11 protein-coding genes and 2 pseudogenes are annotated in these 16,953 nt (G+C 44.9%); 11 read left to right on the top strand and 2 right to left on the bottom strand.

The window, feature by feature from the left end; translation table 11 throughout:
• Positions 1-52: 52 nt before the first annotated feature.
• The 4 genes from ACTWJ7_RS20935 (at position 53) to ACTWJ7_RS20920 (ending at position 4,983) form a co-directional block, all read left to right on the top strand.
• The gene (locus tag ACTWJ7_RS20935; RefSeq protein WP_301878849.1) at positions 53-2,689 is read left to right on the top strand and encodes a PAS domain S-box protein; all 2,637 of its coding nucleotides are present in this window, start codon (positions 53-55) and stop codon (positions 2,687-2,689) included.
• 229 nt (positions 2,690-2,918) lie between these two features.
• Positions 2,919-3,476 carry a MarR family winged helix-turn-helix transcriptional regulator gene (locus ACTWJ7_RS20930; RefSeq protein ID WP_024628760.1) on the top strand — a complete coding sequence of 186 codons (558 nt, stop codon included), beginning with the start codon at positions 2,919-2,921 and terminating at the stop codon, positions 3,474-3,476.
• 204 nt (positions 3,477-3,680) lie between these two features.
• Positions 3,681-4,076 (top strand): hypothetical protein, encoded by a 396-nt coding sequence (locus tag ACTWJ7_RS20925; RefSeq protein ID WP_443145843.1) that lies wholly within the window; start codon positions 3,681-3,683, stop codon positions 4,074-4,076.
• A 31-nt stretch (positions 4,077-4,107) separates the two neighbouring features.
• Positions 4,108-4,983 (top strand): SDR family oxidoreductase, encoded by an 876-nt coding sequence (locus ACTWJ7_RS20920; RefSeq protein WP_301878845.1) that lies wholly within the window; start codon positions 4,108-4,110, stop codon positions 4,981-4,983.
• Positions 4,984-5,021: 38 nt separating this feature from the next.
• Here the strand turns inward: ACTWJ7_RS20920 and ACTWJ7_RS20915 are convergent, their stop codons facing one another.
• Positions 5,022-6,821 (bottom strand): ABC transporter substrate-binding protein, encoded by a 1,800-nt coding sequence (locus ACTWJ7_RS20915; protein ID WP_301878844.1) that lies wholly within the window; start codon positions 6,819-6,821, stop codon positions 5,022-5,024.
• A gap of 146 nt (positions 6,822-6,967) precedes the next feature.
• Between ACTWJ7_RS20915 and ACTWJ7_RS20910 the strand changes: the two are divergent.
• From ACTWJ7_RS20910 to ACTWJ7_RS20890, 5 genes and pseudogenes are all read left to right on the top strand, one after another.
• Positions 6,968-8,202 (top strand): annotated as a pseudogene (locus tag ACTWJ7_RS20910) (MDR family MFS transporter).
• A gap of 120 nt (positions 8,203-8,322) precedes the next feature.
• Positions 8,323-9,141 carry a copper amine oxidase N-terminal domain-containing protein gene (locus ACTWJ7_RS20905; RefSeq protein WP_301878841.1) on the top strand — a complete coding sequence of 273 codons (819 nt, stop codon included), beginning with the start codon at positions 8,323-8,325 and terminating at the stop codon, positions 9,139-9,141.
• Positions 9,142-9,594: 453 nt separating this feature from the next.
• Entirely contained in the window at positions 9,595-10,326 is a 732-nt protein-coding gene (locus tag ACTWJ7_RS20900; RefSeq protein WP_301878839.1) for a Stf0 family sulfotransferase, read from the top strand.
• Positions 10,327-10,460: 134 nt separating this feature from the next.
• On the top strand, positions 10,461-12,206 hold the full coding sequence (locus ACTWJ7_RS20895) for an ABC transporter ATP-binding protein (RefSeq protein ID WP_443145842.1): 1,746 nt from the start codon (positions 10,461-10,463) through the stop codon (positions 12,204-12,206).
• Entirely contained in the window at positions 12,203-13,972 is a 1,770-nt protein-coding gene (locus ACTWJ7_RS20890; RefSeq protein WP_301878837.1) for an ABC transporter ATP-binding protein, read from the top strand. The genes ACTWJ7_RS20895 and ACTWJ7_RS20890 overlap by 4 nt, the downstream gene beginning before the upstream one ends.
• Before the next feature lie 104 nt (positions 13,973-14,076).
• On the opposite strand, the pseudogene cyoE reads toward ACTWJ7_RS20890, so the two are convergent.
• Positions 14,077-14,891: pseudogene (gene cyoE, locus ACTWJ7_RS20885) on the bottom strand (heme o synthase).
• Between the two features lie 500 nt (positions 14,892-15,391).
• On the opposite strand from cyoE, the gene ACTWJ7_RS20880 reads away from it, so the two are divergent.
• Together ACTWJ7_RS20880 and ACTWJ7_RS20875 are read left to right on the top strand one after the other, a co-directional pair.
• Positions 15,392-16,321, top strand: a complete 930-nt coding sequence (locus ACTWJ7_RS20880) for an NAD(P)/FAD-dependent oxidoreductase (protein WP_301878834.1) — start codon at positions 15,392-15,394, stop codon at positions 16,319-16,321.
• 245 nt (positions 16,322-16,566) lie between these two features.
• Positions 16,567-16,881 (top strand): hypothetical protein, encoded by a 315-nt coding sequence (locus ACTWJ7_RS20875; protein WP_301878833.1) that lies wholly within the window; start codon positions 16,567-16,569, stop codon positions 16,879-16,881.
• Positions 16,882-16,953: the final 72 nt, after the last annotated feature.

Here is a 16,953-nt window from a genome sequence, read left to right as displayed (position 1 = left end):
AAACCGGGTACTAAGCAAATATTGCGTATATACAACAAAAGGAGAGCTTAAGATGCAGGTTCAAAAGGTCGATCATCACGAATTGTTTGAGCAGATTTATAATCAAGCACCTATTGGGATTGCACTTGTTGCTCCAACAGGACAGTGGATGAAAGTGAATCCTGCTTTATGCAGAATGCTGGGTTATACTGCTCAAGAGTTAATCCTACTTGATTACCAGGAGATCACCCATCCCGATGATGTTGCACAGGATCTGATATACGTGCGTGAACTCTGTAAAGGTGAATTGAAAGAGTACAGATACGAAAAGCGTTATATTCAGAAAAATGGAGAAATTATATGGATATCATTGCATATATCTTTGGCTCGGAACGAGGTTAGCGGTGAACCGCTGTATTTTATTTGCCACGTTGTAGATATTACGGATCATAAAACAACCGAACAAAAGCTGCTTCAAACGGAAGAAATGTTCAAACTTATTTCCGATAATGCACAGGAAATCATCTATATCGCCACCTTTGATGGTGTTTGTCGCTATTGTTCTCCTTCCATTTATAATTTGCTTGGGTATTCGCCAGAAGAAGTGATTGGCAATAACAATACAGCAGTTTTCCATCCTCAGGATCTAGGAGGTACCTCGCAGATCGATTTGAGCACAGGTCATATGTTGAATTTGCAGGCTCGCCATAAAGATGGGCATTGTGTTTGGTTTGAAACCACATATAAGATAATTGGGGACCCTGGGCAGGAGCAACAAATTCTTGCCATTGGTCGGGATATATCGGAGAGAAAGAAACATGAGGAAATTAGCGCAGAAGCAGAACGGATCGCCATGATCGGCAGTTGGGAGTGGAACATGATTAATGACCTTGTTTCCATGTCCAACCAGATATTTGAGATTTTTGAAATAGATCATAAGAAACGGTATAAAGCCAGCGATATCTTTGCACTCATGGAGCCGACAGAGGAGCAGCGGTTGAAGGCATGTATCGAATCGGTGAAAACGGGCAAACCGCTTGATTTTGAATATCGGCATCTGGGTTCAGATGGTAAAGAAAAGTATCTTCATCTGCGAGGGTTAATTACCTTTGATGAGAATCAACAACCAGTACAGTTGAACGGTACTTTGCAGGATATTACGGAGCGTAAGCTTGTCGAATTCAAACTACAGGAATCGGTGGAACGTTATACATCACTCAAAAAATATAATCATGATGCCATCATTTCTTTTGACATGAACGGCAATATCATAAATGCCAACCCGGTAGCTATGAAGATGACTGGATGCCCGGTTGTGGAAATGATCGGAACAAGCATATGCAGGTTTATCGGAATGTATCATCTCGGACTTATTCTCAATAGCCAGTATGAGATGGCTGAGAAAGAAATCAATGCCATTCAGCACTTAGATGGTTCTGAGACAGAAGTATTAGCAACGCTTGCGCCCATCATTATTAATGAAAAAAACGTGGGCTTCTATCTGATTGCGAAGGATATTACGGAACAGAAGAAGCTTCTTGTAGCCAAAGAGACTGCCGAACGAATGAATAAGGCAAAAAGTGAATTTTTGGCAATGATGAGCCATGAGATCCGTACCCCCATGAATGGAGTGATTGGGATGACGGATTTGCTTCTGGATACACCTGGACTTAGCGGAGAGCAAAAGGAATACATCGAAATCATCCAAAAGAGTGGGGATTCACTGCTTGCGATTATCAATGATATTCTCGACTTCTCCAAAATAGAGTCGGGTAAAACCGATCTGGTGGATGAACCCTTCGATCTTAAGGAAATTGTGACGGAGACAGTTAATATCGTAACGCCAATGATTCGGGAGAAGCAGTTGCATCTTCATCTAAGCCTCGATGACGCCATTCCTCTTCCCGTGTATGGGGATGCTTACCGTCTAAAACAAGTCCTAACCAACATCATCGGCAATGCCGTGAAGTTCACCCCGGAAGGCAGTGTTGAAATCGAGGTAAAGGTTATCGGACAAGAATATAATAACGTTCAATTTCAGTTTAAAGTGAAGGATACAGGGATTGGAATTCCAGTCGAGAAAAGAGAGCATTTATTCGAGGCCTTCTACCAATTGGAGAATTTCATGACGCGCAAGCCTCAAGGTACTGGACTTGGACTGGCGATCAGCAAGAAGCTTGTAGAGCTTATGCAGGGAGATATCTGGATTGAAGAGTCCGATGATCCGGGAACTACATTTATTTTTACAGCTTCGTTTAAAGTCAGCAACATGGAGGAGTTCAACAGATATGATCTAGAACAGCAAAAGATTAAAACAGATCAATTGCGAATTCTGATTGCGGAGGACAATGAGGTGAACCAGCTTGTTCTGCGCCGGATGATTGAGAAGAAAGGGCATTTTGTGGATTATGTGGTGAACGGGATAGAGGCAGTGGAGGCGGTCAAACGAAGTGTGTACGATATTATTTTTATGGATGTGCACATGCCTCGACTGAACGGATTTGAAGCGACCAAAGCGATTAAGGAAGCTCTGACACCAGACACATGCCCATATATTGTAGCAGTTACTGCGAACGCGGTTAGAGGAGATATGGACAAGTGTCTGAAGGCTGGAATGGATGCGTATGTGAGCAAACCAATTAAAAGTGAATCCATTATGCAAGTGATGGAGGAGTTTTACAAAACAAAGAAACAAAAGAATCGTTTATGATTTGCAAACGAACATGACCATGGAGAATATATAGTATGTACCATTACAGACATGGCCATGGTTTAAGATTTCCTTAGGTGTATGAACGGATTACCCATTGTTTGGCAAAAGAGCCGTTGATTTATCCTTGTGATAAGTCAACGGCTGTTTAACGTTAGACAGAAATCGGAGTGATAGAAAGTGCTGAATAAAAGTTGACAAATATATAGTTAGGCACCATACTACATCTATGACCAACCATAATAAAGAAACAAATGACATGTATCTCATCCCCTCGTTAGTACAAACGAAGCGACAAGTTGATCGCTATCAATTAGATGTTGATGCACAAGCCGTGCTTGTCGCATCCAGGCTGATGGTAGCGGGAGCCAAGCTTGGGCATGCTGCGGAAATTCACTTCTCCAGATTTGGTTTATCAACAGGTCGTTATCGTCTGTTAGCAGATCTAGAGGATAACGATGGCGAAGAGCTGCCCTCGCAACTCGCGGAAAATCTGGGCGTTACTCGTGCAACCGTAACTGGTCTAATTGAGATTCTTGAACGTGATGGACTGGTCGCTCGTCGGACGAGTTCCGTCGATGGCCGTCAGAAGTCAGTCATCTTGACAGCCAAGGGCGCCAAAAAGCTGACGGATATGGCTTCGGAGCATTTTGCCAGATTGGAAGCGATGGTCGGCTTGCTTACCATTGAGGAACGGAGTGTGTTTCTCGATCTGCTGGGGCGTGTAACCCAAGGCATCTCGGCACTTACAGAGGAGTCAATCGACTTCTCTGAACCCAAATCCTAGGAGCATAGCAAGAAAGGTGAAACGGGCTAGATCAGCTAGCCCATTTTCATCGCCATATAGTTAGGCTCCTAATTATATAGTGAAACACTAGGGTTTAATTTCAAATAAAAGGAGTAGTGATATGTTTAACCAAAAAGACCCCATTCGATCAGAGGAAAGTTATGCTGCTCGATCCGCACAGCCTCGCCAAAAACCGTTTGTGTTATGGCGAGAATTAATCCCAGCTTACTTATCGCCTGCCATTATGGCAAGCATCGGGGAATCGTTACCGCTGATAAAGTGCTGCAGTTACGAGCCCTAACAACGATAGGAGGGGCGTCCCTGCTGATCGCTCTATGGATTGGACTCTGGCTGCGTAAGCGCGGGAGCCGTACACGCTGGGTGGTGAAAACGCCTCGTGTGATCGTCGTGGGTTGCTTTGCACTTGCAGGGGCAATGCTTGGCCTTATGGCCTCGTGGGGGATTTCCAACGTGCTGTATATCGTAAACCCGAGTCTTTCATGGACTTGGCTGGATCATATCGGGTTCGATTTTCCGCTGTCCGGTGCATTAGCCTGCACGATCATGACCTGGCGTTGGAGAGCTTCCTTTACAAAATAAATGAATTCACTTGAGAAGGAGATATGAAAACATGATTACAATTATTGGAGCAACAGGTATGATTGGAAATGCACTTCTGAGACGTTTGATGGAGGGCGGCGTTCCCGTTCGGGCAATAAGCAGAGAGCCGGATAAGCTTCGTCAACAAATCGTGGACTTGGCATTGTCCGGTGTTGAACTTTGTATTGCCGATGCGAATGATCCTGAATCGATGCGCAGAGCTTTGGCTGGTGCCAGCCAACTATTCCTTGCGTTATCTAACAACCCCAGACAAGTGGAATTAGAGACATCCATTATTCAGATAGCTGCGCAAGAGGGAGTGAAGCATATCGTCAAAATATCCAGTCCAGCTTATGAGGAACGTTCACCTGTAGCAGTAGCAAAATGGCATGCCGATATCGAGCAAGCTCTGGTGACATCAGGAATTACGTATACAATATTGCGACCTTATGCGTTCATGCAAAATTTGCTGCGTCTCGCACCAACCATAACAACCCAGGATATGTTCTTCGGCTGTATTGGAGATTCACCGTGCAACTTCATCGATTGCCGGGATATCGCAGATGTTGCCGCGGAAGTAATGACACAGTTCAAGTCGGTTAACAGCATTTATACGTTGACGGGTTCCGAAACGTTCACCTATTCACAGATTGCAGATAAATTGTCCATCCTGCTCAATCGACCGATCAAATTCTTTAACCTCAAACCTGAGGCGTTGCGAACTGATCTGATGGAACATGGACAGATGCCTTCTTGGCTCGCAGACCACGTTGTGGAAATCCAGACGATGTCTACCATTGTGTCAGAGAAGCCGACGGATACCGTTCGACGCTTGCTCGGTAGAGAGCCTCGCTCGCTCGATGCATTTCTGGAAGAGTATCGGGATGCATTTAAACCGAGGCTATAACCATGCATTGAAATAAGGAGAATCCCCCTAATCATTCTTTAGGGGGATTCTTTTGATGCAAAACAAACCTCACTGCTGATTTTGATCCATAATTGAGAGATATCCATATAACCAAATTCGGCGGTTTGCATGCCGAAGATGCTCTGATCGAGTTGAGCGCGCTTGTTCATGTGACAACCGTGCAAAATCCAGTTGTTTTCTCGCAGCATTTCCTCAGCTTCATCTAGTAGCTCTGCACGTTCTATGCTGGGCAGCTGGGCGAACTGATCCAGTTTTTGATCCAGTATAGATTGCAGATCAGGAGTCATGCACATATGAAAATGATTGGACAGGTTTTTGAAAAAGTGAATCATGCCATATTGCCAATCTCCCTCCAGAATCTCTTCAGCCATGATCAATTCGGCATTCATTGTTTCTCCAAAATGAATATTATCTTCGCAGGGACACATGGCAAGGCGCAGGCCAATGACTTGTGCACGCCGCTGAAGCCACTCCGCAGCTTTTGAATCTTTGTTCAAAGTATACGATAATGCAATGGTCTCACCTTGGTATCCACTGCTGTGTAGCAACTCGCATGTGTGTTCAAGCGAGGATTCTGTCCAGTCTAGTATTTCACTTTTCCATGGCAAGAAGCTGCCTGCGGGTGTAATTCGATTACCGCCGAGATCCTTCACAAGTGCCACAGAGTCATATACCATCCTCAGCGCTTGGCGAAATTTCGGATGATGGTGGATGCCTTCCTTACGAAAATTGAAGAGCATATACTGGCACCCGAGCGCAGGATAATTGATGCTGTTTGTATTGAAATCGGTTGATGGGAGCTTCAGCCGAGATGTTCCAGGAAGTTCATAGTACCGATCATTCGGGCCCAAATCGGGAACAAACCAAATATGGACTTGGTCGAGATGGGGACGAATACCGTAATAAGCTTCGAATGCGCCAAGCTCCAGCACATCTTCATTCATCTTCGTAATCTGAAAAGGTCCGGTGCCAATCAGCCGTTCGGAGACACCCATATCGTAGGGCAGAATGGTCATTCGTATACAGCTAAACAGATGCAAAAAGAAGCGGTTCGGCCGACTTAGTTCAAATCGGATACAGTAATCGCCAGTGATTTCGGCACGTTCAATATCCCGATATAACCAGATGGACGGGCTGTGCACATCATGCAATCGCTGTAATGTGGCTTGTACGTCCTTGGATGTCATGACACGTCCATGGTGGAAACGCACCCCTTTACGGAGATAGAAGATCCATACGGTATGATCTTCGCTGCATTCCCACATATGCGCCAAATCGGGCTGGAACGAATTGGATTTGGCATCGTAAGTGACTAATGTATTGCCGACCTGACCGAGCAGGTAGGTTTCAAAAGCTGTATAAACAAAAGCAGGGTCCAGATTGCCTTGTCTGCGTGATCTCATCATGCGCAGCACATCCTGACCGGATGCCGTTTCGGCATGACTGTGAAATCCCATATGCTTGTTAAGTGATCGCAGCAATTGTTCCTGAAGTGTTTTATGGATGTCAATAGTGCTGATCAGCTCGATTGCTTCTTTAATTTTACCTCTCCCAATCAGTTCCCGCAGGTGATTCTCCAGCGTTTCATTCACACTGCGCAGCAGCGTCATCTCCGAATAATGTCCCCGTCCACGCCCAGGCTGCCAATGAATAAAACCTTGTTCCTCCAGCTTGCGAAGAATAAACTTCACGTTGCGTGGAGTACAGCATAAGGCATCGGAAAGACTGTCGATGGTTACTGGAACTGGTTCATCAAGTGTAAGAGAAAGTTCTTTTGCTGTTGCAAGACGAACATAATGGGTTGTTGTGGTATCCATGTTGGGATGCTCCTTTATAAAAGGTGAAAAGTGTTATCGCAATCTTACACTTTTATTTCCCCCTTTGATCGATACAATTATACATTAAGAGACAGGGAAAGACAGCCCACTAAGACAAAGCAACAAGAACAGGAGAACCATACGCAATGAAGCAACATTTACGGCAGATTCACCCTTTAGCTTGGACCATTATTGTGGGAACGATGTTTGGACGTCTCGTTACGTCCATGAGCATTCCGTTTCTATCCATTTATCTGACTCAGGTTTTGGGAGCTACACCAACACAGACTGGCGTAACCGTCGCGGTCAGTTCTCTGGCGGGGGTTATGGTCAGCTTTTATGGAGGTTATATTTCAGATCGAATCGGTCGCAAAAAAGTCATGATGGTCTCCGTATTTGGCTGGGCCTGTGTTTTCTTTATCTTTTCAGCAGCAGAGCATCTGTGGGTGTTCTTTGTCGCCAATACATTAAACGGATTATGCCGCGCCGTGTTTGAGCCCACGTCCCGTGCACTTCTATCGGATATTACTCCGCCGCAGAATAAACTGCTTGTGTTCAATCTCCGATATGCCGCTATCAATCTGGGAGTTGTGTTCGGACCCATTATCGGTCTTCAGCTGGGATCAGCAGAGTCCACGTTTCCGTTTATGATCTCCGGGTTGGTATATATCGTTTACGGCCTGGTTTTGTTCCTGCAATTTCAATTGCAGCGTGCAACTCTGCCAGAACATGTCCAGGTCAGTGCCCCCGCCTACGAGATGCACTCGCTACCACCGGACGTGACCGTGTATTTTTGCCAGTACTTATCGGGACTACGTTTTGTGTACTCGGGTATGGGCATTTTAGCTCTACCCTGGCTCAGTATGTTGCCCAGAATCCTCTCTTCGAACATGGGAGCCAAGTGTTTTCCTATATGCTTTCACTTAATGCGTTGACGGTGCTTGTGGTCCAGTTCCCGATTGTGCGGGTGGCCAGCAAATTCCCGCCGGTGGTGCCCCTCATTCTTGGAAATCTGCTGGTTGCCACAAGTCTGTTGCTGTTTGGTATCGCTGAAGGCGTTATGCTGCTGATGATCAGTGTCGTTCTGTTCACGATTGGGGAAGTGCTCATGTTCACGATGATGGATGTGCTGATTGACCGTATTGCCAAACCCGAATGGAAAGGGACCTACTTTGGCACGATTGGATTCAATAACTTGGGTAGCGTCATGGCACCGATTTTGGGAGGGCTCCTATTAACTCAATTTGGGATGGGGAATGGCCTGTTCGTTTTTGTACCGCTGGCACTGACCACTGCATTCGGACTGCCATTTCTGATCGTAGCGCATCGGCGCCTTGTCGTCAGGGAGAGGGAATCTACACCAATAGAAGTGAGTGCATAGCTTAAGCGGTGCGAGTTGTAATGCAAATAAGTGTTAGCTGTTTTAACTTTTATTGAGAGTGTAACTTTCATTGAGTAATCCGTGTTTAATTAGTTAAACATTTCCTCATGGGGGTTCCAAATGATAGTTAAAAAGTTCACTTCAACATTGCTTGCGTGTATTATGTTTGCCGTGTTTTCAACGCCGTGTTTAGCTGAGGGTACCACGCTAGAGATTGGGACTGGAGTATTATCCAATAACCGAATTTTAATTCCTTTGAGGGTCGTGTCCAGCAATTTGGGGGCAGACGTAACGTGGTATAAGGACGGGAAGAGCATTCGAATTAAAAAGGATGAAAAAGAAATTTGGCTTGTAGCTAACTTCAAAAATGCGAGAGTGAATGAACAGATCATGGGAATGGATTCTCCTGTTGAATTAATTGAGAATACAGCATATGTCCCCTTGCGATTTGTCAGCCAAACGTTAGGAGCCAAGCTGGAGTGGAACCCACAAACTAAACAAGCAACCATCCACCTGAATAATCAAGACATGATAGTAAGTATGAAAGAGGAGACGATCCAAATACCTGATACTGGGAAAATAACCCAGGTGCGGTTAAATGTTTTGTCAGAGAAATTGAATGAAATTTCAAGCTTGTCTCAGATTAAGCAGGTCAGTGCGTATTTCAAGCCTTATTTTACAGAAGATTTAATCCAATTTATTCTCAAGAGGCAGGATCTAGTCAGTGATTGGATGGTGTATGATGCTCCAGAGACTTCCGTTCATTATACAAGCAGTACAACAGCGACGTTATCCCAATCGTTCGTAATCGGAAATACATTAACGGGTGATTCTCATTATGTTAATGATCGAAATATTGAACTTGTGTACAGTAATGGTGTATGGAAAGTGAATCAGTTAATGTTTAATCTCAGAGAAATTCCCTATCTGGGGTTATGATCGTTGAAATTGCAGCATATGATGTTCAGTGGCATGAAGGAAATAACAATTGAGTTAATATTATCTTGACGGATTACGGTGCAGCGAATACAATAAACAACAAATATGTGTGACGGGTGGTTAAGATGAACATGTTCCAGACAGGGCGCATTCTGAATCGATAACTGAATACGCATGAGCATAGTGACTTAACCAATGGATTGTATATTGGCGTCTAGACAGTCATGTTTGTGCACCCCTGTCGTGGACGCTCATCATAATTGCGTGCAGAGGAGAAATCCGGAAACGCTTCTTATTTCATATGGTTCTCTTATTGTTACAAGCTGTAGATGAACATTAGTTCATCTATGGCTTTTTTGCATGCATTCCACCCAATTTGTTGCACATGGAAGGGAGATTTGCAGTGCTTTTTAGCATGAAACTATCCCTAAGAGGAGAAAGAGAGGTAGTGGTATGAAACGACCTACTCAAAGTTATACCATTTGGTTTTCTCAACGAACGGGCAGTACTCTGCTAGGGGAAGCCTTAAGTTCTACGGGTGTCGCAGGATATCCGAGGGAGTGGCTGCATTATCAGCATAAAAGCCCGGACACATTAAAGCGTGAAGATCTGGAACAGATTTGGGATCAGGGAACAACGTCGAACGGAGTATTCGGAATCAAAATTAATTTTGAACAACGATGGATTGACGCATTCCGCAGTCTCTATAGTCTGCCAACAGCGTTATCGCGGGCTGAGGTATGGAGTACGGGTTTCCCTAATTGCACCAAGCATATCTATATGACACGTCGCAACAAAGTCAGATTGGCTGTGTCCTGGTGGAGAGCCATTGTCTCGGGTGAATGGCATCGCAAGCACGGAGACAGCCCTCAGCAGCAGGATATTGCAGATCAATATAACTTTGATGCCATTAAGCATCTGCTTGTAGAGAGCAACATGTGCGAAGCAGCAATTGAAGATTTTCTGTCTGAGTCAGGCATTGTGCCGCTGACGATTGTGTATGAGGATTTTATAGAAGATTACGAGGGAACCGTCATGAATGTGTTAAAGTTTTTGGATGTTCAATCTGACGGTGTAACCGTATCACCTCCGTTCTTTGACCCGATTGCAGACGAGATTTCTGAACAATGGGTACAAAGATTTCGGGAAGAATGCCAGAGGGATTGGGAGAATGTAAAATGGTAAACACACTTGAAAAGATTCATCCACGGGTTGGAAATGCTGCATTTATTGTTATTATGCATGATTCATCTTAGTGAGGGACCACAATGCTTTAAATCACAAAATAAAATAGAAATGTTACGAAGGGGTGAGGGGCTATGCCCAAAACAGAGAAACGCTCCATGTCCTGGCTGCTGCAATATCTAAAACCCGTTAAAGGCCGATTGGCCTTACTTATGGTGATGTTGCTAACGTCAACGGGGCTGCAGCTCCTGAATCCACAGATTATTAAACGCTTTATTGATACGGCAGCAAGTGGGGAAGTTCTCGCTAACCTGATCCAGCTCGCCGGATTGTTTCTGATTGTTGCTGTTGTAAATCAATTGATTACAGTAGCCGTTAGTTATCTGGGTAACGATGTGGCCTGGCGGGCAACAAACCGATTGCGGGGGGATCTCCTGAAGCATTGCCTGCGTCTGGATATGCGGTTTCATAATGTGAAGACACCTGGAGAAATGATTGAACGGGTGGATGGTGATGTAACGAGTATCTCCAACTTCTTCGCGATGTTCATTGTACAGGTGGTTGGAAGCTTTGTATTACTAGCTGGAATCCTCGGGTTTATGTTCAGCGTAAACGTACCGATTGCGATCGTCATGACGGTGTTTACATTGTTATCGATTCTGTTTATGGTGTTCATTCGCAATCTCGGAGTAAACTCTTCCAAAAATGAGCGTGAAGCGAGCGCGTCTTTGTTCGGATTAATTGAAGAGCGTATCGCGGGAATAGAAGATGTTCAAGCCAATGGGCATGTCCCCTATGTGATGAATCGCTTTTATCGTACGATGCGAGTTGTATTTCAAAAGGGCAGGAAAGCCTGGCTGCTTCGGGTTATTCCATGGAATACGACGGTCATTCTGTTCGCCCTTGCTGTCACGGCGGTACTTCTGCTTGGTGTTCATTATTACATGCAAGGCATGATCAGCATCGGAACCCTGTTTCTGATTTATCAATACACACAGATGCTCAATGATCCTATTGAGATGTTGGGCGATCAGGTTCAAGAGTTTCAGAAGGCAAAATCCGGTATGCTCCGTTCGAGAGAACTGTTGTCTTTGCGTAGTGAGATCAAGGACGGAGAAGAGGATCAGCTGCCAGAAGGGCCGCTTGGTCTGGAATTCAAACAGGTGAACTTCAGTTATAACGAGGATAAACCTGTATTGAAGAATATTAACTTTGCCATTAAACCCGGCGAACGGCTTGGCATTATTGGTCGTACAGGGAGCGGCAAGTCAAGTCTCAGTCGGGTGCTTCTGCGCCTGTATAATCTGGATAGCGGAACGATTCGTGTCGGTGGCAAAGATATTTCAGAACTCACTTTGCCTGCACTCTACCGCAGGGTCGGTATGGTTACGCAGGATGTACAGCTGTTCGACGGGACGCTGCGAGACAATTTAACACTGTTCAACCAGGACGTCTCGGATCAGATCATTAAGGAGACCACGGATCGACTGGGATTAAGTCACTGGATCGAATCACAGCCCGCAGGGTTGGATACACATCTGAAGGCGGGTGGTTCTTCCTTGTCCGCAGGGGAAGCTCAACTATTTGCCCTGACGCGTGTATTTCTGACCGAACCAAGCCTGGTTATTCTCGATGAACCTTCTTCACGGCTGGATGCCGCTACAGAGAGCATGCTTCAGTCTGCCATTGACCAGCTGATGAAGGAATGTACCGGAATTATTATTGCACACCGCCTGGCTACGTTGGAGAAGGTCGATCAGATTATGGTACTGGGTGATGGCAAGGTACTGGAATTCGGAGCCAGAGAAGAACTCGCCAGCGATCCGGCGTCACATTATGCAAGATTGCTGATTACGGGGCGAGAGGAGGAATTGGCGTGAATGTAACCGGATTTATAGGCCGTTTGTTTCGATTCAGGCCTTTTCTATTTTTGATCAACGGATTGTCATGGTGCATATTTCATTCTTTACCGCTGGCAATCGGAGTTGGTATGCAGTGGTTCTTTGACCGGGCAACGGCGGGTTCCCGTGATTATATGTGGCTGGCAGCTCCGCTGATCTTCATTGCTTTGATTAGAGCGGCAAGAGTAGGGACGTTTTTTGCCGCGTTCTATGCATGGATTACGTATATCTACCATATTCAGGCCATTTTGCGTACCAACATGCTCGCCGGTATTATGCGCTGGCCAGGACGCAATCTGCCAGCTTCACCGGGAGAGGCGATGAGTCGCTTTCGGGATGATGTGGATGAAGTGGTTGAGTACGTGGAATCCTGGGTCGATTTCTGGGGAAGGCTCGTGTTCGCTATCGTATCCATCATCATTATGGCAAACATCAACTGGAAAATCACTCTGGTGGCTGTTTTGCCGCTGGTGGTTGTAACGTTGTTGAACAACTTGTCTGGTAATCGGGCCCGTCGATATGCCCAGGTCAATCGTGAGTCGACTGGACGAATTACCAGTTTCATTGCGGAGACCTTTGGTGCTGTTCAGGCATTGAAACTTGGGCAGGCAGAAGAGCATGTCTCTGCTCGTTTTAACAAACTGAATGAAGAACGTCGTCAAGCTGCGCTCCGGGATAATCTGTTCAAACAGTGGATGAGATCCCTTAATCAGCAGGTGCTCAGTATCTGTACAGGTCTCATACTCCTGATGTGTGCAGCCGAGATGAAATCAGGCAGTTTCACCGTAGGTAATTTTGCCTTGTTCACCAGTTATCTTGCCAATATTGGCTTTAGTATTTCTTTGTTTGGATATATGGTGTTTCAGCATAAACGGCTCAAAGTATCTTTTGACCGGATGCGAACTCTATTTCGTCCGGGTGAGGAAGACCGGATCATGGATTTCAGAGAGACATATCTGAATGAAGATCCGCCTGAGCTTCCTACTGAAAAGAGAGATCCTAAGGAAAAGCTAAGAGAGCTGGAGATCAGTAATCTGGCGTACCAATATCCTCATTCTGCTAATGGAATACAGGATATCAGCTTCCGTGTAAAGCGGGGTCAATTTCTGGTCATTACGGGACGGATCGGTTCTGGCAAATCGACTCTAGTACGCACACTCTTGGGACTGCTGCCCAAACAGGAAGGCACGATTCGCTGGAATGGAGAAGATGTTGATCCCGCTACTTTCCTGATGCCGCCCAGAGCAGCGTATACGCCGCAAGTACCCCGACTGTTCAGTGATACGCTGAAAGAGAATATGGTTCAGGGCAAACAGGGTCATACGGAGATTGCTCTTGCAAAAGCTATTCGCCTGGCTGTTATGGATGAGGATATTCAAAACCTGGATCAAGGACTCGAAACGTCCGTAGGTCCGAGAGGTGTCATGCTGTCGGGTGGTCAGATTCAGCGCGCGGCAACCGGACGCATGTTGATGACGGAAGCTGACCTGTTCATCTTCGATGATCTGTCCAGTGCCCTGGATGTGAAAACCGAACAACAGGTATGGGAAGGCTTGTTCCAGGAGCCAGATGTCACATGTATTGCAGTGTCTCATCGCAGAGCAGCACTTGCCAAGGCAGATCATATTATCGTCATGAAGGATGGACGAATTGAGGCCGAGGGAAGCCTATCCGAATTGCTTGCTACAAATGAAGAGATGCAGCTGCTGTGGCAAGGTGAGCAATCACCGGTTAAAGTGGGGTAGTGTAAGATATAGTATATGTAACAAATGAAAAAAGCCGTACAGACAACTCTTGTCGAAAGAGTTAAGATCTGTACGGCTTTTATTATGGCACAATAGGTCAATCTTTATTTGATCAGCTGTGCAATCAATGAATACGCAATGATGACCAGGAAGATGATCGTGATGTGGTTAATGGAGAAAATAAACATTTTATGTGACCATTTCTTGGTTTCTTTCTTATCGAAAGTTGCCACACTAAGAATAAGCCAGGCCAAACTTACCAGAAACGCAACAATGGCAATGAAAGGACTCATTGGCCAGAACAAGAAGCTGGAGAATAACAACAATACCAGATAAACATTCGTCTGGATGTATGTCCGTCTGATTCCTTTGACGACAGGAAGCATAGGAACACCAGCGGCTTTGTATTCATCAAATCTCCGGATGGCAATGCCATAGAAGTGAGGCATCTGCCACAACAGCATGGTAACGACCAAAGCCCAAATTTCATAATGACCCAGCTCTGGTGAAATGGCTGCCCAACCGATAAGGGGAGGAACAGCACCGAAAGGCTTCCTACTTCCGTATTGTAAACCGTTGTCCGCTTGGTCCACATCGTATACGGGAACACGTACAGCAGCAGTCCCAATATACCGAATACGGCAGCCGAAGGGGAAGCGATATACAACATGATGCCCCCGATAATTGTAATGGCAATACCGAGGATCAAACCTGTTTTGGTATCTACACGACCTGTTACGGTAGGACGTGTTTTGGTGCGTTCCATGATCGCATCAATATCCCGATCATACAAATTGTTAAACACCCCGGCCGCTCCGATAATCAGGGAAGACCCGATGACAGAGAGAATAATGGGTACAATATTAGCTAAAATGGATGCATCAAAAACATACAAAGCCAAACTTAAACCGGCAAACATGGCGATCAGATTGGACTTGATGATTCCGATTTTGATGGTATCAAAGAAAACTTTCGGAATCGAGCTAGTATACTCCAGACTGATTTCGGGCCGTGACCCTTTATTCAATGTTTTCAAGAACTCACTTCCTATATCTATACTTATATATCTCGTGGTTTCATTATAGCATTCAATACACTATGTGAATTAATTAACGATTTAGTATTTAAAATAATGTCATTTGATTGTGAACAATTTAAAAACAAGGTTTATTTTAATTGTTAAAAATGATTTTATGTGATACAGGTCATTGAAACCAAGCAGCAGTAACAATAAAAGAATATTTTTCTTGCATATTGAATCGGTTTTGTATATTGTAGATATAAGAGGTCTTTAATAGTATTCAATTGATCCCTCTTACATTACTGTCAATAGAACCAACTGCAAGCGGCAAGAAGCAGCTGGGTTAGACTTTTTTTGAAACAATAAAGGATATTGAATATCTGGAAAGGGTGTTAAATATGGAACAACAGACGGATGTATTAATTATTGGAGGAGGACCTGCGGGTCTTAATGCAGCACTTGTACTAGGCAGAGCCCGTAAACAGGTTGTGGTCATAGATGATGAACGCCCGCGTAATTGGGTCACGCGTGAAACACACGGTTTTCTGACGAGAGATGGCGCAAGTCCACGTGAATTTCGGAAGGTTGCGAAAGAACAGATTAGCGCATATCCGTCCGTTCATTTTGTAGGAGACACAGCGACCTCAGTGACAGGAACCGATGGTGATTTTCAAGTTGCGACGGCACAGGGAGCAGTCTATCGCACGAAGAAAGTTTTGTTTGCAGTAGGAAAAAAAGACCTTCCGCTGGATATTAACGGGTTGACAGAGGTATATGGCAAGAGTGCTTTTGTATGTCCTTATTGCGATGGTTGGGAATTAAGAGATCAAGCTCTCGTTATTATTGTTAATGGTGCCAAGGCATTTCACATGGCAAAGACCATTTCCGGCTGGACAAGTCGGTTTACCATTTGCACGAATGGACCAGATGAATTAACAGATGAGCAGCGGGAGGAATTGAAGCAGCATGGTGTTCCGGTATGGGACTCTCCAATTCGATCTATCGAATCCAGCGATGGGATGGTGCAGCAGGTTGTACTGGAGGATGGCACCGAAATCTCTTGCACGGGAATTTTCTTTGGACCGAAACTGACTGCTGGATCTGAACTGCCGCGGACATTAGGATGTGAGGTTAACGAGGCCGGTACGGTCGTTGTGGATGATTACGGCAAAACGACTGTACCAGGTGTATTCAGCGCCGGAGATGCAGCGTCAGAGATGTACCAGGCCATTACTGCGGCGTCCCTAGGTGCATTAACCGCTGTAACGATCAACAGTGAGCTGAATATGGAAGCTTGGGATGAGCGTGGTAAACATTTAAACCCATAGGATAACGATATAGAGTTTCATCTCCATGACTTTGCATAAGAATTTAACTAAATAATTCAAATTCAAAAGGGGATTGCAGAGGCAATTCCCTTTTTGTGTTTAACAGATCTTCTCTGTTGTCGAGTGGAGTGGTTCCGACCGGTATTGGCGTAAACAAATATTTTCACTATATGACAAATATTACATTTTAATAGAAGCCTTTCTTATATGATAGAGCTGTACTCCAAAACGAAAGGAAGATGAAGATGAAAAAGAAACTTATAGTCGGTCTTTTAACTGTCGTTGCATGTTTCACGCTAGGCTCTACATCTTTTGCAGCTAGTGTACCTTCAACTTCAACTAGTAGTTTACCAGACAGTACACAAGTAGTTCCTTACGCACAAAAGTATATAACCTGGCAAACCATTTTACCCAAATCTCAATTTCCAACGCTTGGTGATATTCCTATGACGGCTAGTTATAATGTTGATCCGTACCGGGGGACACTTACATTAAAATCAGTCGATGGTCAGACAGGCTATACGTGGACGGTTACCTATGAGGGTTACGTCACCTATTAATCAATTTATCATTCAATACTGATACCTATCCAAAAAACAGCCACCAATCTGGATGAAAATCCAGATTGGTGG

The sequence above is a fragment of the Paenibacillus sp. 1A_MP2 genome (assembly GCF_052244825.1).
GTDB classification, from domain to species: domain Bacteria; phylum Bacillota; class Bacilli; order Paenibacillales; family Paenibacillaceae; genus Paenibacillus; species Paenibacillus vandeheii.
Note: the sequence above shows the minus strand (reverse complement) of the source record. Positions and strands in the feature narration are given on the sequence as shown.

What these genes read in the sequence shown, in the direction of transcription:
- ACTWJ7_RS20900 (WP_301878839.1), top strand. Translation starts at nt 9,595, where the DNA reads ATGAAACGACCTACTCAAAGTTATACCATTTGGTTTTCTCAACGAACG.
- ACTWJ7_RS20880 (WP_301878834.1), top strand. Translation starts at nt 15,392, where the DNA reads ATGGAACAACAGACGGATGTATTAATTATTGGAGGAGGACCTGCGGGT.
- ACTWJ7_RS20915 (WP_301878844.1), bottom strand. Translation starts at nt 6,821, where the DNA reads ATGGATACCACAACAACCCATTATGTTCGTCTTGCAACAGCAAAAGAA.
- ACTWJ7_RS20930 (WP_024628760.1), top strand. Translation starts at nt 2,919, where the DNA reads ATGACCAACCATAATAAAGAAACAAATGACATGTATCTCATCCCCTCG.
- ACTWJ7_RS20895 (WP_443145842.1), top strand. Translation starts at nt 10,461, where the DNA reads ATGCCCAAAACAGAGAAACGCTCCATGTCCTGGCTGCTGCAATATCTA.
- ACTWJ7_RS20875 (WP_301878833.1), top strand. Translation starts at nt 16,567, where the DNA reads ATGAAAAAGAAACTTATAGTCGGTCTTTTAACTGTCGTTGCATGTTTC.
- ACTWJ7_RS20920 (WP_301878845.1), top strand. Translation starts at nt 4,108, where the DNA reads ATGATTACAATTATTGGAGCAACAGGTATGATTGGAAATGCACTTCTG.
- ACTWJ7_RS20925 (WP_443145843.1), top strand. Translation starts at nt 3,681, where the DNA reads ATGGCGAGAATTAATCCCAGCTTACTTATCGCCTGCCATTATGGCAAG.
- ACTWJ7_RS20905 (WP_301878841.1), top strand. Translation starts at nt 8,323, where the DNA reads ATGATAGTTAAAAAGTTCACTTCAACATTGCTTGCGTGTATTATGTTT.
- ACTWJ7_RS20935 (WP_301878849.1), top strand. Translation starts at nt 53, where the DNA reads ATGCAGGTTCAAAAGGTCGATCATCACGAATTGTTTGAGCAGATTTAT.